The 21,756-nt window shown below is 45.8% G+C and carries 17 protein-coding genes; 11 read left to right on the top strand and 6 right to left on the bottom strand.

Translation table 11 applies throughout. From position 1 onward, the window contains the following. Nucleotides 1-147: 147 nt before the first annotated feature. The 3 genes from LGT40_RS10320 (at nt 148) to LGT40_RS10310 (ending at nt 2,533) form a co-directional block, all read left to right on the top strand. On the top strand, nt 148-1,470 hold the full coding sequence (locus LGT40_RS10320; protein WP_226070604.1) for a PQQ-dependent sugar dehydrogenase: 1,323 nt from the start codon (nt 148-150) through the stop codon (nt 1,468-1,470). 163 nt (nt 1,471-1,633) lie between these two features. After that, complete coding sequence (locus tag LGT40_RS10315; RefSeq protein ID WP_226070602.1) at nt 1,634-1,825, top strand: hypothetical protein; 192 nt, start codon at nt 1,634-1,636, stop codon at nt 1,823-1,825. A gap of 150 nt (nt 1,826-1,975) precedes the next feature. Next, complete coding sequence (locus LGT40_RS10310; RefSeq protein WP_226070600.1) at nt 1,976-2,533, top strand: hypothetical protein; 558 nt, start codon at nt 1,976-1,978, stop codon at nt 2,531-2,533. Nucleotides 2,534-2,594: 61 nt separating this feature from the next. On the opposite strand, the gene LGT40_RS10305 is transcribed toward LGT40_RS10310, so the two are convergent. Both LGT40_RS10305 and LGT40_RS10300 read right to left on the bottom strand, forming a co-directional pair. After that, nucleotides 2,595-3,737, bottom strand: a complete 1,143-nt coding sequence (locus tag LGT40_RS10305) for a baeRF3 domain-containing protein (RefSeq protein WP_226070598.1) — start codon at nt 3,735-3,737, stop codon at nt 2,595-2,597. 192 nt (nt 3,738-3,929) lie between these two features. Continuing rightward, nucleotides 3,930-5,246 carry a mechanosensitive ion channel family protein gene (locus tag LGT40_RS10300; RefSeq protein ID WP_226070596.1) on the bottom strand — a complete coding sequence of 439 codons (1,317 nt, stop codon included), beginning with the start codon at nt 5,244-5,246 and terminating at the stop codon, nt 3,930-3,932. Nucleotides 5,247-5,417: 171 nt separating this feature from the next. Between LGT40_RS10300 and LGT40_RS10295 the strand changes: the two genes are divergently transcribed. The 4 genes from LGT40_RS10295 to LGT40_RS10280 all read left to right on the top strand — a co-directional run bounded on the left by LGT40_RS10295 (nt 5,418) and on the right by LGT40_RS10280 (nt 9,312). Continuing rightward, nucleotides 5,418-5,993, top strand: a complete 576-nt coding sequence (locus LGT40_RS10295; RefSeq protein ID WP_226070594.1) for a YqaA family protein — start codon at nt 5,418-5,420, stop codon at nt 5,991-5,993. A gap of 71 nt (nt 5,994-6,064) precedes the next feature. Then, a complete protein-coding gene (locus LGT40_RS10290; protein ID WP_226070592.1) occupies nt 6,065-6,673 on the top strand; it encodes a LexA family protein in 609 nt (202 codons plus the stop codon). Further along, nucleotides 6,673-7,950 (top strand): Y-family DNA polymerase, encoded by a 1,278-nt coding sequence (locus LGT40_RS10285; RefSeq protein WP_226070590.1) that lies wholly within the window; start codon nt 6,673-6,675, stop codon nt 7,948-7,950. Before LGT40_RS10290 ends, LGT40_RS10285 begins: the two co-directional genes overlap by 1 nt. A 120-nt stretch (nt 7,951-8,070) precedes the next feature. Next, nucleotides 8,071-9,312, top strand: coding sequence for an SLC13 family permease (locus LGT40_RS10280; RefSeq protein ID WP_226070588.1), 1,242 nt, complete (start codon nt 8,071-8,073; stop codon nt 9,310-9,312). Between the two features lie 164 nt (nt 9,313-9,476). Here LGT40_RS10280 and LGT40_RS10275 read toward each other — a convergent pair whose 3' ends face one another. Continuing rightward, on the bottom strand, nt 9,477-10,874 hold the full coding sequence (locus LGT40_RS10275) for a diguanylate cyclase domain-containing protein (RefSeq protein ID WP_226070587.1): 1,398 nt from the start codon (nt 10,872-10,874) through the stop codon (nt 9,477-9,479). A 401-nt stretch (nt 10,875-11,275) separates the two neighbouring features. Here LGT40_RS10275 and LGT40_RS10270 point away from each other — a divergent pair, with 401 nt between their 5' ends. Next, the gene (locus LGT40_RS10270) at nt 11,276-11,995 is read left to right on the top strand and encodes a Crp/Fnr family transcriptional regulator (protein WP_226070585.1); all 720 of its coding nucleotides are present in this window, start codon (nt 11,276-11,278) and stop codon (nt 11,993-11,995) included. Nucleotides 11,996-12,071: 76 nt separating this feature from the next. Here LGT40_RS10270 and LGT40_RS10265 read toward each other — a convergent pair whose 3' ends face one another. Together LGT40_RS10265 and LGT40_RS10260 are read right to left on the bottom strand one after the other, a co-directional pair. Next, nucleotides 12,072-13,178: an efflux RND transporter periplasmic adaptor subunit gene (locus tag LGT40_RS10265; protein ID WP_226070583.1), complete on the bottom strand. Its 1,107-nt coding sequence runs from the start codon at nt 13,176-13,178 to the stop codon at nt 12,072-12,074. A gap of 10 nt (nt 13,179-13,188) precedes the next feature. Continuing rightward, on the bottom strand, nt 13,189-16,344 hold the full coding sequence (locus LGT40_RS10260) for an efflux RND transporter permease subunit (RefSeq protein WP_226070582.1): 3,156 nt from the start codon (nt 16,342-16,344) through the stop codon (nt 13,189-13,191). A 209-nt stretch (nt 16,345-16,553) separates the two neighbouring features. On the opposite strand from LGT40_RS10260, the gene LGT40_RS10255 reads away from it, so the two are divergent. Both LGT40_RS10255 and LGT40_RS10250 read left to right on the top strand, forming a co-directional pair. Next, nucleotides 16,554-17,225: a response regulator gene (locus LGT40_RS10255; RefSeq protein ID WP_226070580.1), complete on the top strand. Its 672-nt coding sequence runs from the start codon at nt 16,554-16,556 to the stop codon at nt 17,223-17,225. Next, entirely contained in the window at nt 17,212-18,576 is a 1,365-nt protein-coding gene (locus LGT40_RS10250) for an ATP-binding protein (RefSeq protein WP_226070578.1), read from the top strand. The genes LGT40_RS10255 and LGT40_RS10250 overlap by 14 nt, the downstream gene beginning before the upstream one ends. 41 nt (nt 18,577-18,617) lie before the next feature. Here the strand turns inward: LGT40_RS10250 and LGT40_RS10245 are convergent, their stop codons facing one another. After that, nucleotides 18,618-19,643: a metal-dependent hydrolase gene (locus LGT40_RS10245; protein WP_226070576.1), complete on the bottom strand. Its 1,026-nt coding sequence runs from the start codon at nt 19,641-19,643 to the stop codon at nt 18,618-18,620. Nucleotides 19,644-19,819: 176 nt separating this feature from the next. Between LGT40_RS10245 and LGT40_RS10240 the strand changes: the two genes are divergently transcribed. Beyond that, nucleotides 19,820-21,412 (top strand): tetratricopeptide repeat protein, encoded by a 1,593-nt coding sequence (locus tag LGT40_RS10240; protein WP_226070574.1) that lies wholly within the window; start codon nt 19,820-19,822, stop codon nt 21,410-21,412. The last annotated feature ends 344 nt before the right edge of the window (nt 21,413-21,756 follow it).

Below are 21,756 nucleotides of genomic sequence, written 5' to 3'. Positions count from 1 at the left end.
CATCATGAACGCTGAAATCACTATAAAGAGAATAACTTTAATCGCCTTTAACTCAGAGCAAGCCGAACTTTCTATGAAGCTTGTTAGACTCAGGTATTAATCCCGGTCAGAAAAAGCTTGGTTACAATTTAATTCAGGAGTAACAATATGCAGCATCCTTATCTGTTCAGCGCCGCTATTGGCGTCTTGACTGTTAGTCTACATGGCTGTGGTGATACCGCTAAAATTCCTCCGCAATCGGATTTTGGTCCGGACCCGGTATTGACCGCACCCGCCAAAACCTTAATCCCAACATTGAATATCGCCCCTGCAGTGGGCTGGCCTATTGATGGTAAACCGCTGGCAGCCGAAGGGCTTAGCGTGAATCGGTTTGCCATGGATTTGGATCATCCTCGTTGGTTATATGTTTTACCCAACGGTGATGTGCTGGTGGCTGAAAGCAATGGCCCGAAAAGCGAGAAACCTGACACGGGCATTAAAGATTGGATCAAAGGCCTGGTAATGAAAAAAGCAGGGGCTGCGGTACCCAGTGCAGATCGCATTACCTTGTTACGCGATGAAGACGGAGATGGCGTTGCCGAGACCCGCCATGTGTTCCTTGAAGATTTATATTCACCGTTTGGTATGGAGCTGATTGGTAATGATTTCTATGTTGCCAATGCCGATGCCATCGTACGTTTTCCCTATGAAGAAGGGCAGACTCAAATTACTGCCGAACCCGAGCATGTAACGGATTTACCTGGCGGGCCAATCAATCATCATTGGACCAAAAATATTATTGCCAATGAAGATGGCACTTTGCTTTATGCCACAGTTGGTTCAAATAGTAATGTCGCTGAGTACGGCATGGAAGTTGAAGAAAACCGTGCCGCAATTTTGGAGGTTAATCCGGAAACCGGTGAAAAACGTCTGTATGCCTCGGGGTTACGCAATCCCAATGGCTTGGCCTGGCATCCCGATAGTGGTGAACTGTGGACCACGGTAAATGAACGCGATGAAATAGGTAGTGACTTGGTGCCGGATTATATGACCTCGGTACAGGAAGGCGGATTTTATGGCTGGCCTTACAGTTATTATGGTCAACATGTTGATGAGCGTGTTGAACCGCAACGCCCTGATTTAGTGGAAAAAGCCATTAAACCGGATTATGCGCTTGGTGCGCATACTGCCTCACTTGGTCTGGCATTTTATGAAGCGGATTTACTGGCTGAGAAATATCAACATGGTGCTTTTATAGGTCAGCATGGTTCATGGAATAGAAAGCCATTAAGCGGTTACAAAGTGATTTTTGTGCCTTTCTCTAATGGCGAACCGTCTGGTAAACCACAGGATGTTTTAACTGGGTTCGTTGATGGCAAGGGTGACGCCATGGGACGTCCAGTGGGAGTTGTTGTCGATAACCAGGGTGGTTTATTGGTTGCAGATGATGTGGGTAATACGATTTGGCGTGTCACACCAAACACTGAATAATAAGGTGGGATAGCATTCCCATGCAGCTGCATGGGAATGCCACACTGGTTGATGATGATGATCATCAATAATTAAACCGTTAACTTCTTAAGTTTGTTCAGCCAAAGTTCAGTTTGCCAGGTCTATAACTGAAACTGTGATTTTGAGCTAAAGGAGTTACCCGATGAACAGATTAAATACATTTCTCTCAATCAGTGCCTTGAGTCTGGCCAGTTCGGTGAGTGTCGCTGTGGCTGAAACGAAAGAGTTTGAACACAAAAAAGCAGACCATTTGGCTACCAGCTTTGTTGATAGTCAGCAAACAGATCTCAAACAAAATGATTTGGTATTAAGCAAGCAGACGCCAAAAAAATAAGCTGATTTTTTAGTTATCTAATCCCAGTAATATCCGTTCCCACGCTCCGGCGTGGGAACGTTATTTTATCTGTACGTGATAGAAATTTTTAATCACACCTGTTAGCGATTAAGCTCCTGCATGGGGTTATTCAACCCAGTTTGATATGATGTGTCAGCTCTAACTATTGATAGTCCACCTATGTCACACATTTTGCTCGACAAAACCCATCCTCCCATTATCCAGGCCGCCATCCAGTTGGGAGATTGGCTGCTTAGTCTGGAAAACCTTACCGAGCAAGACAAAACCGCGATTAAAGCCGTGCAGCAGGCATTGCAAAAATTGCCGGAAGTCGAGGAGGATATTCTGGCAATGTACGGTTTCAGTTTTGAGCGTGGTGATGCTGAGAATGGATTGGTGCGTGGCTGGGATATCTCACTGGAATATAACGCTGGTGATCCTGAACAGCAGGGCGGTTTAGAAATTTTCAGTTCGTATATTCCATTACCCGATACCAATGATCCAGACGTGTTAGCTGAAAAACAACAACGCGAAGTATATTTTCACTGGCCAATTGGCGATATATGCAGCTTTATTAAAGCCGAACAGGCACAGCAATGGATTGAGGATGTCAGTCAGCCATTACAGTTTATCGAGGCGGGTGATAGGCTGCGGATTGAAATTGTCTATCAGCAATTTTATGCCGAACACGAATATCCATTGAATTAATCAGAAAAGAGGAACGCTGCGACTTAAAAAAACAGCAGCGTTCCTGATTTTCTGCACACGATTAATGTCGGTAAATAGCTGCCACGCCGGTTTTGCCGGGCATTTGTTCCGGAGGCATGATCCAGACTTCACCCCCCATTTTTTCTACCAGTTCACCCAAATCATCCAACACATCATCAACTTCGGGATGACTGAGCTCGGCGGTTTCTACTATACCTGTCTCAGGGTTCAGTCTACCTTCAATATGATGGCCTTCTTCAATGATCAAGGTATCAACTCGTCCACAAGCGGCGGCGGCCGCCACTTGTTTTAGATCATCTTCACCCAGCTGATGTGCTTTGGCCTCAGCAAAAGCTTCTGCCAGCTCTGATTGACGCTGTTGATGTTGCGTTTCGACAATTTCCCAGATGCGTTTGCGTAATTCATCCAGCTTGAATCCTTCCGGATTCGCAGTCAGACCATGTTCCATCAACAAAGAGTTGTGGCTGATCTTATGAAACAAATGATGATGCTCTTTGACTGACGCCAGAATCAGTGGCAACCGCGATTTTTTAGAAAAGTGTTCGTAAACTTGACGATCAACGAAGCGGAAAAAACGTTCGTCATCCACATCCAGAGCTTCTTTGCGGCCACCGTGACCGTGGTGCATTGCGCCTACACCACCGTATGAAGAAACCGAATGACGGGATTCGGTTAAATCGTTGCCCAGCGCTTCATCAATGGTGTGCGGAATAGATTTCGGCAGAAAGATTTCGTCCAGCGTGTCGCGATTACCTTCAAACAGTCGGAATTTGTCACGACTTAATGCTAATACCTGATAACGATCGATGGCCTGTAAAAAGCGGCGTAACGGTTTGATATGAAAACTATCGGCAGCAATTGCTAACTCTGGCATGGTTTGCTGCAGTCGATAGACGCGGAAAAAATGGGGTGCAGCAAAGACAGCCAAGCCATCCTGGCTGTAATTCCAAAACAGGGGATCACGAGCTAATTTTTCAAAGGGTTCGAGCAGCTGTTTAATTTCTGTTGAGGAATAACGTTGTTGCAAGGATTTATCCAGTTGCTTGAGTAAATTTCGAAACCGGATGGGATCTTGCTGGTTGTCCGGTGTGGAGCGATGGGTGGGTTGATAAAGAGATAAACAGGGCGCATCGTGTGATGCTGTTAACTCTGATAAGGATTCTACAGTGAGTCTATCGGTCATGACTTCTCCTAATACTGAGTGATATAGGTGTAGGTCTGAAACGCAGAGATTGCACAACTTAGAAACTTGGCGAAAGCCAGTAAGTTGAGTCCATCCTAACAAGAGCGGACAGGCTCAGCAACAGAAAAAAATACGTCTAATAGAACAAATAGTCAGTTAAAAATTATTCGAGATAAGTTATTTAATGAGTTGTTATTTAAGTAAGTTTTCTTCTGTTGATGTGTTTATCTCCTGTGCAAGCTGTTTGGATAGCGTAGGATCGGTGGCGATATCCACCGGGGTTGCGCTGGCTGGGTCAGACTGTTGATAAACCGGTTTTTCAGCGCGATGAATCGGGACAGTTTCTGTCGTTTGTTTGCTATATGGCTTAGTTAACTGAATACGCTGAACAGGAGGCAACATTGTAATGTTGGCTTCACTGAATCCGTTTTTTACCAGGCGAATGGCTTCACTACGTGCCTTGGCAAAATCGCTTTCATGCTGATTAATCCACGCCATAAAATCCAGCTCGACCATGTTATTGTTTAAATCACTGATTAACACTTGGGGCGCCGGTTCTGCCAATAAGCCGGGCATTTGTTGCAGAATGCTCAAACCCAATTGACGTGTTTGGGTGAGATCAACATCGGCGGAGATAGTCAGCTTAAACTCAAAACGACGCAGTGGATTACGTGAATAATTGGTCATCACCGAGGTGATCATCGTACTGTTGGGGATGCGTAAATGATTGCCATCTCCTGTCATCAATACGGTATCGCGTGATGTGAGACGAACGACATTGCCGGTAAATTCACCAATCTGAATCGCATCGCCGATATTGAAAGGATTACGGGCACTGAGTAAAACACCAGCCAGATAATTTTCCACGATATTGCGAAAAGCGAAACCGACAGCCAGCCCGAAAACACCCGCGACACCAAGCAGAGCACCCACCAATGCGGTAGCATCCAGGATCTGTAACGCCAGCAAAATACCGATACCGGTGATCAGGATACGAATAATCCGTTCACCCAAATCTGCTGCCAGTTCGGTAAGACCAAGCCGATGCAGCCAGGCACCGCGGTTGCCGGCCCAGCGACCAATCAGCCAAAAAATAATAATAGTGATGATGGCGACCAATACGATTGGCAGGCTGCGGATGAGTGAGGAAATCATTTCCTGGACTTTTTGCGTAGTGGGTTGCACGCGAGTGGCGATATCCATTTGCTCGTTGAGTCGATTCTGCACATAAATAACGCCTTCGACCCGACTCGCCAGTGCAACCAGATCACGTCCGGCGCGGGCACTGGCGACACTACCGCTAAGACTGACCACGCCAGCCTCTACCGTAATTTCAACATCTTGATAACTTTCTATAACATTGAGAATCTCGCTTAACCGGTTTTTGATTGCTTGATCCGCGGGTGCATCGGTGACCTGTATTGCAGCGCCGGCTTCAACTAATGTTTCGCTGTACACTGCGGGCAGCCATAGCAGGGTGGTTATCAATAACATCAAGTGGTAATTCATTTATCTCTCCTGCCTGGATTTTGAGTTACAGCGAGGTAGTAGCAAAAAGTCATCGTTATTTACAGACGCACCAATTTCAATGAGGATAAGCGGAATTTTTCATGTCGGCTATGGCGTGTCCAGTGTGTTTTATATTGAGCATACTGACCTTGAATAAGGAAAGAAATCAGTTTGAACAGATTCAAACAGTTGGGTGCTCGATTGGTGAATTCAAAGCACATGCTTTGGGGCGTCGCATTTGCTTCTTTTATGGAGTCACTGATTGTGCCCATACCGCTGGAAGCGATTCTTATCCCCTTGATGCAGGCGCGCCGGGAAAAGCTGTGGGCGATTAGTGCAATGGCATTACTCGGCTGCGGAATCGGTGCCGCGCTGGGATATGGGCTGGGATTTTTTGTGTTTGATCTGTTGGGTGATCAATTAATCGCCATGCTCTCTACACCAGAACAGTTTGAATCGATTCGCCAGCAAATCCACTTGCATGGTTTCTGGTATGTATTAAGCGTCGGTATTACGCCGATTCCATTCCAGATTGCCATGTTAGCGGCAGGCGCGACGGGATATGCATTTTTGTTGTATATGCTGGCAACCATTATCTCTCGGGGAATACGTTATTTTGGACTGGGATTGCTGGTCTGTCTTTTTGGCAATCAGGCGCAAAACATATTTGAAGAACACAAAATCGGCGCATCGATTTTTATCACTGTGTTGATAGGGCTTATCTGGAGTGTGTTGCTGTTTAGCTAGTGAATTTTTCCTTGCCTGTTAGGGAAGTGATTCGTACACTTGATTAACTGTTTCAATTAATCAAGTAATCTATGACAACCCGTTCAAATTCTCATGGTGGCCGCCGCCCCGGTGCCGGGCGTAAAAAAGGCACGGTGATCAAAGAACCCACCACGGTCATGCGCATTCCTGAAAGTCAGAAACCGGTGATTGCCGACTTTTTGGCAGCCTATCGCCGTGGTCAATCTATTCCACAGCAGGAGCAGCCCAGCGTTTTTGAGCGACCTGCTGTTGTGCCTGCCAAACGCGATTGGCCCCTGTTCGGTACTAAAGTCGCGGCTGGCTTTCCTTCACCTGCCGATGAACATGTCGAAAGAAGGTTGGACCCCAATGAGTTTCTGATTGATGATGAAGAGGCCACGTTTTTTGTCACCATTCAAGGTTATTCAATGATTGATAGTGGGTTACTACCTGGTGACAAAGCGGTGGTGGATCGTTCCAAAAATGCCCATGTGGGTGATATTGTGCTGGCGGTCGTTGATGGTGAGTTTACGATTAAGCTATTGGCTAAAACGCCGCAGGGTAGGCCACGATTATTGCCCGCCAATCAGTCAGGTGAATATCGGCCGATTGAAATCAAGGAGGAAATGCAGTTTGAAATATGGGGTGTGGTCACAGGTTCTTTTCGGCGGTTCAAATAATGTCACGCAGTATCGCCCTAATTGACGTCAATAACTTCTATGTGTCCTGCGAGCGGGTATTTAATCCGAAATTAGTTGGTAAGCCAGTGGTGGTGCTCAGTAATAATGATGGCTGTGTGATTTCCAGAAGCAACGAAGCCAAAGATGATATTCCAATGGGCGCATCATGGTTTAAGTATAAAGACTTTGCCAAACAGCATGATATTACTGCTCTGTCGTCCAATTATGCTTTATATGCGGATATGAGTAATCGGGTGATGCGGATTCTGAATCAGTTTTCACTGGAGCAGGAAATCTATTCGATCGACGAATGTTTTCTAGATCTCAGTAGTTTTAAACGGATAGATTTACTGGATTACGGCCAACAAATCCGCCTGCGGATCGGAAAGTCAACTGGACTGCCCGTCAGTGTGGGGATTGGTGCCAGTAAAACGCTCGCTAAACTTGCCAATCACTGTGCCAAGAAAAATGCTGAGTTTGCCGGTGTATGCAACTTTAACCAGCTCAATTCGACGCAATTAAACCGTTTGTTATCCAGCTTAGAGGTTCAGAATGTATGGGGTATTGGTCGTAAACTGGCCGCTAAACTAAAGAATGATCGCAACATTCACACTGCGCTGGATTTAAAACAGGCCAATCCTGATACGTTGCGTCGTGTTTACAGTGTCGTAATTGAAAAAACTATTCGAGAACTGAACGGTATTGCCTGTATTGAGCTGGAAGAACCGGGCCTCGCCAAAAAACAGATCATTAACTCTCGAAGTTTTGGTATTCCAGTGACGGATATTCATAGCCTCACTGAAGCTGTCAGTTTTTATATTAGCCGGGCAGCCGTCAAGCTGCGTCAACAGCAATCGGTAGCTGGGATGGTGCATGTTTATATCCAAACCAGCCGTTATCGCACCGGCAAGAACTTTTACAGCAACAGCTATACCGTGCCTTTGCCCAATGCAACGGATGACACTCGAGTGCTGACAAAGAGCGCATTGATGGCGTTGCAGCAGATATATCGTCCTGGTTTTTACTATGCCAAAGCAGGCGTGATGCTCACAGCTATTCAACCTAAAAATGGATATCAACCGGATATGTTTGCTGCGCAAGAGGATAGTGTTAAGTCCGATCAGTTAATGATTGTGATGGATGTCATTAATGGCAGCATGGGAAGAGAGACGTTAAGGCTGGCTAGACAGGGATTTAAACGCCCCTGGGCCATGAAGCAGGACAGCAAAAGCCCGAGTTATACGACCAATTGGAAAGAAGTGTTATCGGTCAACTAAGCAGGCGAACGACTTTTATCACAATTCATTGAAACAAAAATGATGGCGATAAATAATAAGCTTGCCAGGCGAACGACATAATGTGTGGATGCTGGCTGCATAAGGCTCGAAGGAAGCAAAATGCCATTAATAGAGATTGTGGTGTTAACCGTTTTTTTAATCGTTTATTACGTGATGGCGGTTGGCAAATTACCGGGCCTGAGTGCCGACCGCACGGGTATTGCCATGGCCGGGGCATTCGCATTGGTGGCTGTGGGGGTCGTAAAAGTAAACGCATTAGCGGAAATCATTGAGTTTCCAACCTTATTAATGCTGTTTGTTTTAATGTTATTAGCGGCCCATTTTGCTGCAGCCAATAGCTTTAATGTGTTGAGCCAATGGTTAAGTTACCGCGCTGATCGACCCAAACTCTTATTAGCCGGGGTGGTGCTCAGTAGCGGTGTGCTGTCGATGGTTCTGGTGAATGATATCGTGGTGTTCGCGTTTACTCCGGTATTGTGTCTGGCCTTAACACGCCAGGGGTTGGATCCACGACCATATTTGCTCGGGTTGGCCGGAGCTGCCAATGCCGGTTCGGCCGTCAGTCTGATCGGTAACCCACAAAATATTCTCATCGGAAGTGTGGGAGAGCTTTCTATTCATACCTATTTTCTGCTGACTATCATCCCGGTGCTGATTGCTCTTGGTGTGGTTTATATGGTGGTTTACCGGGTATGGCAACATCAGTTACAACAAGCCACCAACGTTCACTACTGGCAAGAAACGCATTCAGCAGACCGCTGGTTATTGATTAAAAGCCTGCTGGCTACATTGGGGCTCATTGGCTTGCTGATTTTATTTTCTGACTATCGTTATCAGATAGCGTTAGGTGTGGTGTTGTTTTTATTACTCGGCCGGGTGATTAAAACCGAGAGATTACTGAGCGAGGTCGATTTGCCGTTATTGGTATTAATTGCGTCGTTATTTGTGGTGACAGCCGCTTTTAGCGCTTTACCGATGACAGGCTCAGCGGTGAGTTATCTGGAAACGCTGGGCTGGTTGCCGGATAGGTTGGCCGTATTAATTCCATTTTCACTAATTGCCAGCAATACGATTGGCAATGTACCAGCTGTCATGTTGCTGCTGGGCGTGACCGAAAACCTTTCAGTCACGACCTTACAAGGACTTGCGTTATTTTCAACGCTGGCCGGGAATCTTCTATTAACCGGCAGTCTGGCCAATATCATTGTTGCCGAACGTGCTGCCAGTCAGGGAATAAAACTTGGCTTTATGGATTTTATGCGGGTTGGTGTGCCCATCACTTTACTGAGCATGATCCCAGCCGCCCTCTGGTTCAGCTGGGCGACTGGAATGCGTTGGTAAGTTTATTTCACCTGTATCATGTTTTTAACAGATTTTATCCGAAGGTATATTAAGTAATGACGACCGCACCATTCATCTCGAATAAACTGACAACACCATAAAAAGTTAATCCCTGCTCTTTATTCACAGCGATTTTTACTTAAATGTTAGTCGCTTGTATCCCTTCAATGACTCTCATTCTTTTCATTGAGACTACCATTTGTACAATAATATTGATTTGGTCCACTTTGTTTAGCGACGTACATGGCAGTGTCGGCATATTTCATCAATGAAGTGACATTCTGAGCATCTTCAGGAAAAACGCTAATACCAATGCTGGCAGAAACCAATATTGTCACACCTTGGATCTTGTGTGGGGCTGAAATAGATTTGAGAATTTCCTGAGCAACCAGAATAGCGTCTTCAGCCCGTTCTATTTCGCCAAGCAAGATTAGAAACTCATCGCCACTACGACGACAAACTATGTCTGAAGCGCGTATACATGTGGTGAGACGAAGTGCAACGGATTGTAATATTTTGTCTCCAAATAGATGACCAAAAGTATCATTGACCGCTTTGAAATCATCCATATCGAGAAATAGCAATGCAATGCGTTTGGAATGCCGTGTGGCCATGCTAATGGATTGCGATATGCATTCGTTGAACATCGCAAGATTAGGTAAACCGGTTAGATGGTCATACCAGGCTAAGCGACTGGTCTTTTCAATCATTGTGGATGATTTGGAAACATGGTGAAAGATAATCGCGGCACCAATCATTTCGTTTTGCTGGTTATGCAGCGGATAAGCCGAGTCTTCAATTTCAATTTCGGTACCATCATGCGTGATTAAAACGCTTCCAATAGACAGAGCCACACATCGATTTTCGTTGATAGCGATGGCGGCAGGATTGATTTTTTCCCGTGTTTCACTATCTATGACATTGAACACGATTGATGCGGGTTTACCGATAGCTTCCTCGCGATCCCATGCAGTTAAGTGTTCGGCTTCAAGATTGATCGTTACAATATTGCCATCTAAATCGGTGGTAATAACTCCATCACCGATATGATCCAGTGTAATAAGGCTGCGTTGCTTTTCTTCCAGTAAGGTTTTTTCCATCTCGGATAGAGTATTTTGAATGGCTTGATTCTTTGAAATATCCTCAATCATAAGCAAACTGCTGTTAAAGGAGGGTTGGCTCAAGTCCTCCATTATCATGGCGCGAATACGCACCCAGATAACCTGACCATTGGCGCGGATCAAACGAACATCCTGCTGCAGAAACGTGTGATTCTCTATAGAGGATTTCCAATTGCTACTCAGTTCTTGCCTGTCTTCTGCATACACATTGTGATACCAGGTTTGTCCCAGTAATTTTTGGGCATCACAGCCTGTTATTTTATGGTACGCCTGGTTGGAATAGAGACAACGATTTTCATCGTCACAAAAGATAATTCCAAGCGGAAAGCCATCGCACAAATTTTTTAAATCTCCAAAGCCAAAGTTCTCAACATTCTCTTGGGAGATGGCCTGACCCATAAATTGTTTATCGGTAGCTCGTCTATTCATTGATCCCATCATTCAGTTCCTCCTTGATAAAAAAGTTTCGGAAAAAGTTTAGTTTCATCACTATTCATAACGGGTTTGTTAAATAAAACAGGAGATTCACAAGAAATAATTTGGGTGCTAATCATGGAAGTTCCTTTTATAGAGCGTTCGGTGCTGGGGAGGATAGGTTATTGCTGTGTATGATTTTTAGCTCAGTTGGCTTATCTAAATCATTAAAACCAATAACGCTTAGGAAATAAGTGTAATGTGATTGATAAACGAGTTATGTGCGGATCCGTACAAACAACCGACAATTGTTTATGCGTTAATAAATACCAAAGGATTGTTGAGTTGAATCACTAACGATAAAAAGTTGTGGCTACCAAAAAGCTCAAAAAAGACCGCCTTTCAGCATAATCAATATGGCGAGAATTATGAGCTTAAAGCACGACCCAATTGAAAACCAGCTATTAGCCGCATTGGCTCCAGCTGAACGGGTACGTTTACTACCGCATCTGCAACTAGTCGAAATGTCTCTCGAAGTCCCTATCTATGCTCCCTTCAAGCAAATTCAATACGCTTACTTCCCGACCTCCATGATCGTGTCGCTGCTCCATGTTATGGAAAACGGTGCGACCACTGAGCTGGGGTTAATAGGAAAAGAAGGAATAGCCGGTGTACCTTTGTTTATGGGCACTAAAATTTCTAGTAACTGGGCCGTTGTGCAAAGTGCAGGATATGCATATCGCCTTTCAAGACACATTCTGAAGAAAGAATTTGCCCGCAGCGGAACGTTTCAACATCTACTGCTCTGTTATGCACAGACTCTCATGGCGCAGATTTCCCAAACCGCAGTATGTAATCGTCACCACACGCTCAGTCAGCAGTTATGCCGTTGGCTGTTATTGAATATTGATCGTTTACCAGATAATCAGCTAAATATGACCCAGGAACTTATTGCCAATATGCTCGGTGTAAGGCGCGAGGGCGTGACCGAGGCTGCTGGAGCAATCCAACGAGAAGGACTGATTCGTTATTCCCGGGGTAGAATAACTGTCTTGGATAGAGCTGGCTTAGAGAAACGTGTTTGTGAGTGTTATCGCACAGTAGTTAATGAAACGGACCGAATAATGAATAATGCATACAAAAATTAAATAGCCGATATCTTTGTTATTAATGGTCGTCGAATATTTGCAATCACGCCTCCTAGCAACTCATCACATCGGCTAACTACTCAAGCACGCTCACATTTTTGCCTTCAGTCAATCTGGCATTAGGATTAAGAATTACTCTGTCATCAATGATAAGACCCGATAAAATCTCAACTTCACTGTTATCGAGCCGACCTACACGCACAGTTTTGATTTCAACCTGACTCTCGTCATTAACCAGCATCACTGATGGCTTGCCTTGAATGGTTTTCAGCGCATTGACAGGAATGTGCACTGCCTCGGCTTTTTTCTGCACCTGGATCGCCAATTCACCACTTAAACCGGCTGGTAAACCCAGCTCGGCGTTGTCTAATAGATATTCCACCCGCATGGTGCCAGTTTCGCGATTAACTTCACCGGAAGTACGAGAAATAGGCACTTCGATTTGTTTATTGGCTATATCGGGCAAGGTTAACCGGGCAGGTTTTTGCTGATCAATACTAAATAACTGCGTCTGTGGTATATCCACAATCACTCTTAGTTTATCGCTACGACTGATACGGAATAATGGGGTAACATCACTTCGGGTAATACGATTGCCACGTTCCGCCTGTCGACGGGTGATAATACCGTCAAAGGGAGCGACAATTTCGGTGTAGGCAAATTCATTTTCCAACTGCTCCAGACGGGCCTGATAAGTTGCCAAGGTCGCTTTGGCTACAGCCAACTCTGCTTCGCGCTCATCGACCTCGGTTGCGTTTACCGCACCGGAATCGCGCAGATTGGTGTAACGCTTGGCGACTTTCTCGGTTAAATCCAGCATGGCTTTTTGTCGATTGATTTCCGCTTTGGCTTGCAGAATTTCCTGCTCCAATTCGGGCGAGGATAGCCTGGCTAACAAATCACCTTGTTTCACCGCATCACCAATATCGACATAGCGACTTTCCACATAACCATCAGCACGGGCAAAAATATCGGATTGCTCGATGGCCTCAATACGGGCATTGAAAACCAAAGGTTGATAATCGGACAACGGCCTGGGTTGAGCCACACGTACTGAAAGGACTTCAGGTGTGTTAGAGGTTGTTGCTTGTTTCATATTCGCTTCGCTTTGAGGTTGAATAAAAAACCATGCAGGGACAGCGATTACTGCAGCAACTAAAATTGTCTTGGTTACATTTGACATGGTGAGTTCCTCAAATAGCCGGCAGCTTCACGGGCTGCGGACGTTTAATAAATTGCATGATCATGCTGAAAGTCCAGGGCACTAAAAACAGGGAAGCAAATGTGCCCAGCATCAAGCCGCCAATAACGGTTCGGGCCAGCGGTGCATTTTGTTCACCGCCTTCGCCCAGCGCCAAGGCCATTGGTAATAAACCGATAATCATGGTCAAGGCAGTCATTAAGACTGGTCTCAGCCGTGTCGATGCAGCTTCGCGAGCGGCTTCAAATGCCGATTTACCGGCCACCCATTGATCACGGGCAAATGTTGTCACCAAAACGCTATTGGCCGTCGATACGCCAATGACCATGATGAACCCCATTAACGCGGGCACGCTGATGGTAGTGCCTGTCAGCATTAAGCCAATAATGGCACCCGAAATGGCTATAGGTGCGCCGGATAAAGCGACCAAAGGCAATATCCATGAGGCAAAGTTAAACAGCATGATGATGTAGATAAAGAATATAGCCAGTAAGAAGCCAAATAACAGATCTTGATAAGCTTCATCCATGGCGGCGGCCTGACCCATGATTTCAATATCATTGCCTGGAACCATGTCTTGTTTCAGTTCATCCACAATCTGCTGCGTGGCCTGATAAACCGAGCCCAAGTCGGTGTTTTCGGTATTGATTAACACGTTTACCGTAGGTTTGAGCATCGTTCGACCAATGCTGCCCGCGACATTGCGAGGGGTAATACTGGCGATACTGGCCAGAGGTACGGTGATATCGGGATCGTCCGTTTGCACCTGCAGATTCATCAAATCATCCGTACTGCTTAATTTGTGTAAAGGTGTACGGGTTTGTACTTCATAAGAAAAACCAAACACCGGATCTGACCAAAAACTTGGGGAGACAGTGCCTGCCGAACCCAATGCGCCCAGCAGGCTGTTTATCGCTGCCTGAGTCGTCACGCCTAGTTCTGCCGCCCGTTTGCGATCCAGATTGACGTAGTATTCAGGCAATGCAAAGACCTGTTGAAAGCCGATATCCACTGCGCCTTCGACATTTTGCATTTTTTCAATCAGGGTTTCGGCCTTGGCAATGCTGGCGGGCAAATTACGTCCAGTAAACCTGACGTCCAATGCGGTTGGCGTGCTGCCGGAAAGCGTTTGATTAGTGGTATCTGCCGCTTGTGAGAATAACGTCACTTCGGGGAATTTCTCTTTGAGCATTTGCCGGATGGCCGACTCATATTGACTGCTCGGCTGATGGCCTTTAGCCAATTGGATTTGCAACTCACCATCGTAAGTACCAATGGTAAAACTTTCTATCCAGGCACGGTTTATCGAGTCTGGCATACCAATATTTTCAAACACAAAATCCAGCTCATCTTCTGGAATGATTTTGCGTATTTCCTGCTGAATTTGGGCAAATTTCTCGGCTGTCTGTTCGATTCGTGAACCGGTATCCACCCGCATGTAAAAGCGCATCAAGCCCGCATCAGTTTTGGGAAAGAAATCGCGGCCAATCTCTTGTAAGGCAAAGCCGGCAGCCGTCACAATCACAATACCTATCAGCGGTGCAATCAACACATGTCGTTGCAGTCGGCCAATTGTATTTTGCAAATGTTGTTGGCCCTTGTGCAGGCGTTGCTCCAGTCCAAGATGTAAATGTACCAAAGGATTTTTAGACTGTTTGCTTAATACTTTTTCATTGCCCAGTAATAACTTTGCCAGAGTCGGTACAACGGTTCGAGATAATAAGTACGAGGCGGCCAAACAAGCTATGACCACAATCGCCATAGGCTGGAAAATAAAGCCTGCAACACCGGTTAATAAAAATATCGGTGAAAAGACAATACAGGTGGAGAGGGTGGAAACAAATTCCGGAAAGGCGACTTCACTGGCACTGGTGAGAATGGCACGGCTGGGTTCCATTCCATCAGCCAAATGTCGTTTGATATTTTCGATTTCCACCAAGGCATTATCGACCAGAATACCGATCGCTAATGCCAGTCCGCCGAGACTCATCAGATTCAGCGTATTGCCTGTGAGATTTAAGACAAACACTGCTGTCAGCAAGGAGAGCGGTATCGAGGTCAGTACGATTAGCGTGGCGCGTGATGAGCCCAGAAATAGTAAAACCATTAACGCGACCAAAGAGCCGACAATAATAATTTCCATCTCGATATGATGCAGGGCCGTACTGACAAACACTGACTGATCGAAAATAGGTGAAATGGTAATGCCTTCAGGGGCAGCAGCCTGAATCGAAGGTAAGCGCTCCATTAACTCATTTATAATGTCCACGGTGGATGCACCACCGAGTTTTATCAGCGAGACCATCACTGCATTTTCGCCGTTTACCCTTGCAATATTTGTCTGCAAAGCCGTGCCATCACGCACATCTGCCACATCTCTCAGTAATATGAGCTCGCCATCGCGGGAACGAATGGGCAGGTCTTCAAAGTCGGCCACGGCTTGTGGACTGGCGTTTACCGTGATTTGCAGTTCATTCTGTGCTTCACGAATGCTCCCTGAGGGCAGCGTGAGGTTTTGCTCATTAATCGCACGGGTCACATCACTAGCGGTTAAGCCTTGAGCGAATAACGCCTCGGGATCCAGATCCACCATAATTTGTCTTGTGGCACCACCGTAAGGCAGTGTCATACGAATACCATTAATGGATTGCACCATGCCACGCAACTGTAAACGGGCAAAGTCAGCCAATTGACCATCCGTCAGAGTGTCCGAAGACATAACCAGTTGAATAATGGGGGTGCTGGATTGGTTGTATTCCGCTACTAAAGGCGGGGAAGTACCTTCCGGCATTCTTCGTCGAATGGTTTGTGACACGCCCGTTACCTGTGCCATCGCGTTTGCAATATCGACTTCAGGATGAAAATCGATATGAATAACCGATACGCCATTAAGGGTTTGAGATCGTATTTCCTTAAGGTTATCAACGTTATTCATAATCGCCACTTCACTGAAAGTGGTGATTTTCGATGCCATTTCATTGGTATTGAGACCGTTGTATGTCCAAACTACTTTTATTGATGGAATATTCACACTTGGCAGAACATCCACTGGCAGTCTCATATAACTGATAAGCCCGGCTGCAAAAATGAGCAAGCTTAAAGCTGCTACAGAATAGGGTCGGGTTAAGGCGTAACGGACCAGCCACATAAATAGCTTCTCGTGTTAATTGTTGGGTTGGGGTGACTGACTGCAGCGACGATACTTAATCAGTTTTTCTTTCAGTGTCTATTTATCTTTCAGAGCCGCCTCTGAAAGAAACAGACCCTGCTTAGAGTGAAGCGACAAAATTAAGAGAATGTTAACGTTGTCTTAATTCAAATAAATGACTATGTTGTTTTTATTTCGGGTAGTGGGCAATGTACGTACTGATTGTGGAAGACGATGCATTAATGGGCGAGGGCATCCAGGCCGGACTGACCGCATTGGGCATTCAGGCCGAGTGGGTCAGAAATGCCGGAGGTGCTGAAACAGCCATGGCTACGGCAAGTTTTGATGCTGTGGTATTGGATCTCGGACTACCAGATGAAGATGGTATGCATTTGCTCAGCCGTTGGCGCGAGCGTGGTAATAATTTACCGGTATTAATTTTAACCGCACGTGATGCGGTTCCTGACCGGGTAAGTGGCTTGCAGGCTGGTGCAGATGACTATATGAGCAAGCCCTTTGACTTGACCGAACTTGCTGCTCGCCTGCATTCACTTAGCCGTAGGGCAGCTGGTCGCTCCACGCAGACCATTCAGCATGGCAATTTGCAGTTTGATCCGGCTACATTACAAGTTACTTTGAATAATAAGCCTTTAAATTTGTCACGTCGTGAAATCACGGTATTGGAATCATTGTTACAGCAGCCGGGAAGGGTGGTTACGGCTGCACAATTACAAGATCGCTTATATGGTTGGGCAGAAGGTATCGAAAGTAACGCTGTAGCTGTTCATATTCATAACTTACGCCGTAAACTCGGCGATGAATGGATTGAAACAGTACGGGGCATGGGCTATCGATTGGGAGCGGTGAATGAATCCCGCTAAAGCCAAAGATTATTTACGCTGGCAGTTACTTTGGCGTATTGGTATTTCCGTGTTGTTGATGTGGCTGTTATTGGCACCATGGCTGCTGCTGAGCGTGCAGAAAGAAATGCAAAATACATTGGACAATCGCCTGGCGGCTTCTGCCAAGATGCTGATGTCTTTGATGTCGCAGTATGACTTGGATCCCTTGGTGAATGGTGGTCAGCGCAATGCATTATTTGATCCGGCTCAAAATCCGGATTTACCTGCTACATTAGCTTGCAAGGTCGCTAACGTGGCCGGGGATATTATTGCTGTTTCACATGATGCGCCGGAAAGTGCTCTGACCACCACTGTGCAGGGTTATCAAAATCGTATGCAGGATGGTGAGCCTTGGCGGGTGTTTAATCTGTCTCAAGCAGGATTAACCATTACCACCGCTGAGCGACTGGAAACCAGAGATACATTAATGCGTTCGGTGGTTATTGCCGCCGGAGTACCTTTTTTTATCAGTTTGGCAGGAACACTGGCCGTGGTCTGGTTTGGCATATTGCATGGTTTTAAACCACTACACAGCCTGAGTCAGAATATGGCAAGACGTAATACTGAAGATCTCACGGCTTTGGTTTGGGAGCAACGTCCTGCTGAAGTACGTCCGCTGGTGGATGAGATCAATCGTTTGCTGCAACGCATGCAGCAATCGTTGCTGCGCGAGCGGCGATTTACCGGTGATGTGGCACATGAGTTACGTACACCATTAGCGGGCATTAAAACTCAGCTACAGGTTGCCAGGTTAACGCAGGGTGGACAGGCCATGCATGCCCTGCTGCAGGCTGAAAAAGCTACGGACCGATTACAACGCACTCTGGATCAGTTGTTATTACTGGCCAGGGTCGAAGGGGACAGTCAATTAGCCGAAAGTACCTGTTTACCCGTTGCTGAAATTAACAATATGGCATTAAGTGACGTGCAACATCTGGCAAGACAACATCACGTCACATTACGCTGCAATGAAGAGGTGGATGAAAAGGTTCAGGCTTCCGCCATACTCTTATCAGCTGCGTTACGGAATCTGCTGGAAAATGCCATCCGCCATGCTCCAGAGAATAGCGTGGTGACCCTGTCAGTGATCTTGGATGAGCACCACTTATGCTGGACAGTCGAAGACGAGGGCCCGGGCGTGTCCGAAAAACTGCTTACTGAACTTACTCGACGGTTTGTCCACGGGCATCACAGTGATGGAAGTGGTTTGGGGCTGGCCATAGTGGATGCGATTGTCAGACGTTTTAAAGGGCAACTGAACATTGAAAATGGTACGACAAAAGGGCTGCGAGTCACCATCAAAATTCCTCTGCCATCTTCTTTGAAATAACTGTCAGCAATCAGCAGGTGAGAGGTTGACTGCTCCAGAGTCTAATTATTCAGTGTTTCACTGACCATCAGCGGACCTGGCCGTGGTGTCCATATACGCTGCCAGACCCAATGCAATCCTGCCTTGACATTGCGTGGCATCTTCAACTGATGCGGGACTAAAGTCATCGCCTCGCCATCGCGAATTTCGGCAAGTTGAAAACGAAAGAAATAATTGGGCTCCATGCCCATACGTAAATCAGTTGCTATAAGACTGTCGTTGAAGAGTTCAAGTTTAAAATTATCTCGGGTAAACCAGCTTATGCGCTCAATAGAGGTTTGGTCGGAAAGCATGTCCTGAAGTTTCGTGCCTCGCTGAAATCGGGCAAATTCAATGGGCGCATCGCCATCAAATACCGAGCGAAACGCTTCGTAATACACGTCATTGTCAATAACCACGATTCGCCATAACAGCGTATTTAACGGGGCTGGAGTGATTTTCAGATGTTCATATTGAATCTGTTGTGTTGATAAGGCTTGTTGCGTTTGTTGTGTTATCCAGAATTGCGCACCCACACTCCAGAGAAGATAGCTTGTGCTAAAGATTAATCCACCCAGCATGATCAGCTGACTCCATTTTTGCCTTGCAGCGATCAGTATCGCCAGAAAACCCGTGGCAAGCGGCAGACTGTATAACGGATCGATGATAAACACACTACCAATCGAGACAGGTGGTGGCATAAATGGCCAGAATAATTGTGTCCCATAAACGGTCATGGCATCGAGTCCGCTATGGGTGACCCAGGCCAGCCAAATCAGAGTCAGCCAACATGAGAAGGTTAATCGACGATCCGCTTTACTTATTAACCAGGCCACTAGAGGGGCGAGTAAACTTTGCACAATCCATGAATGACTCCAACTGCGGTGCAGGGTCATCGCGTCCAAATCATTGGCGTAAGGAATGAAAACATCCAAATCGGGTAAAATGGCTAAAGCTGCTCCGTATAAAACAGAGGCTCGCGGAGCTTTACGTCCTGCTACGCAGTAACCAACTGCGCCACCAAGTAGTGCCTGGGTAAGTGTATCCATGAAGTTTGATAAATCCTTTGTAAACGAATGCTAAGCAGACTTTAATAGTGTCCTGAAGGTTCAATGGTCAACTTGAGTTATACACAGCAATAAAATTTCAGGAAGATATCTTGCGCATATAGGAATTAGTCCTGTAAATTGCAGGAAATACCTCCTGATTTATTGGATGAACCACTATGAAGCACCCACAGCCAAGCCCAACGCCGGGACAGGCCGATTTACAATCTATTATCCATGCCTTGAATACGGGACAGGTCGGCTTTGCTGAATCTGCAGCCAAAAAATTACTGAAATCCTACCCGCGATCTTTTCCGGTTTTAAATCTGTATGGCAATGCTTTGGCGGCCCAAAACAAATACAAAGATGCCGTCAGCATTTTTCGCAAAGCAACTGAAATTGACCCTAATGTACCCGAGATATACTTCAATATGGGGATTTTGCTGACCAACCTTAACCGGGTTGATGAAGCCATTAATAGTTATAAAAAAGTACTGAGATTGAAACCAGAGCTCACGGATGCCTTATATAACCTGGGCTATGCATTGCAATCCCAAAACCGTTTTGCACAAGCGGGGGAGTACTATCAAAAAGCGATTGAACAACAACCAAACTTTCTCGAAGCTATTGCTAATCTAGGCGTTTGTTTGCAAGAACAAGGGAGGTTAGATGAAGCTGTAGCGGTTTATCAGAGAGCGTTGACGATTTCCAAAGATGCCAAGTTGTATTTCAATCTGGCCACAGCAGTCAAAAATCAGGGAAAACTGGCTGAAGCGATCACTATCTATAATCAGGCTTTAGAGCTTAAGCCAGATTATGCTGAGGTACATAGCAATATTGGTGAAGTATTACGTGATCAAGGGCGTTACGAGGAGTCAGTGGCCGCCTACAAATGTGCATTAGAGCTCGACCCCAGTTTGCCTTTGGCAAACTACAGTTTGGCAGTCTATTTATACGATAGTGGCGATTTAGCACAGGCATTGCAGTATTTTCAGCGCTCTCAATATGCTGACTGGCAGGAACGCTCATTGTATTGTCTCTATAAAACCGGCTGTTTTGATGAATTCAAACAGGGTTTGGATCAACTGAAAAAAGCCCGGCACAATTCACCATTTCTCGCGACATTGGCAGGGCATTACGCTGAAAATTTTGGCACAGTCAATGACTATAATTTTTGTAAAAATCCTCTGGATCTGGTTTGCCACGTTCAGGTTCCGGAATTAAAAGGTGATAGCGAATTATTGAAACAATTGCTGGCTGACATCGAGCAGGCCGATATTGAAGAGAAAAGTCAGGGCCGCTTGCATAATGGAGTGCAATCTGCCGGAAATCTGTTTAAACGTTCGGAAGCCAGTTTTCAGCAAATTGCCAAACTTGTCGCCCGGGCTATCGATGATTATCGACAAACGCTCAAAGGTGAAACCGGTATTTTTGCCAAAAGCTTTCCTAAGCAAACGGTATTTGCCAGTTCCTGGTACGTGAAAATGAAAACCGGCGGGCATTTGACATCACATATTCATGAAGAAGGCTGGGTAAGTGGCGCGCTTTATCTGGCTTTGCCCAAACAAAAAAGTCACCCGGACGAGGGCAGTATTGAACTGAGTACGCATGGTGATGACTATCCCAAACAACATGACAATTTCCCCAGCAAAACGATTGCACCGGAAGTTGGGGATATTGTCATGTTTCCATCTTCAGTATTTCACCGCACTATCCCCTTTACTTCGGATGAGGAACGGATCTGCATAGCATTTGATCTGAAACCAGCCTGAGCAAAATTAGTAGAGTCCAGTTGAAGCAAAAAAGACACCGCACTGAGTAATGCGGTGTCTTACGAAATAGAAAATTGTTAAAAATGATGCGTTGTTATCTTTCGTTTTTACATTAGAGGCTTTTAACCACTTCCAGCACTTCATCAAGATGCTGTTTAACTTTCACATTACGCCACTCATGAATCAGTTTGCCATCGGTATCAATCAGGAAAGTACTGCGAATGACCTTTCCCCTGAGTTAGTACTAATCCCTTGATGAGATTTGGTTACTTTATGCGGCCTGTTTTGCATATTCAACTGGCGACATGTAATTCAGTGAGCTATGTGGCCGGACATGATTGTAA

The sequence above is a fragment of the Methylophaga pinxianii genome, from assembly GCF_020447225.1.
Classification (GTDB): Bacteria; Pseudomonadota; Gammaproteobacteria; order Nitrosococcales; family Methylophagaceae; genus Methylophaga; species Methylophaga pinxianii.
Note: the sequence above shows the minus strand (reverse complement) of the source record. Positions and strands in the feature narration are given on the sequence as shown.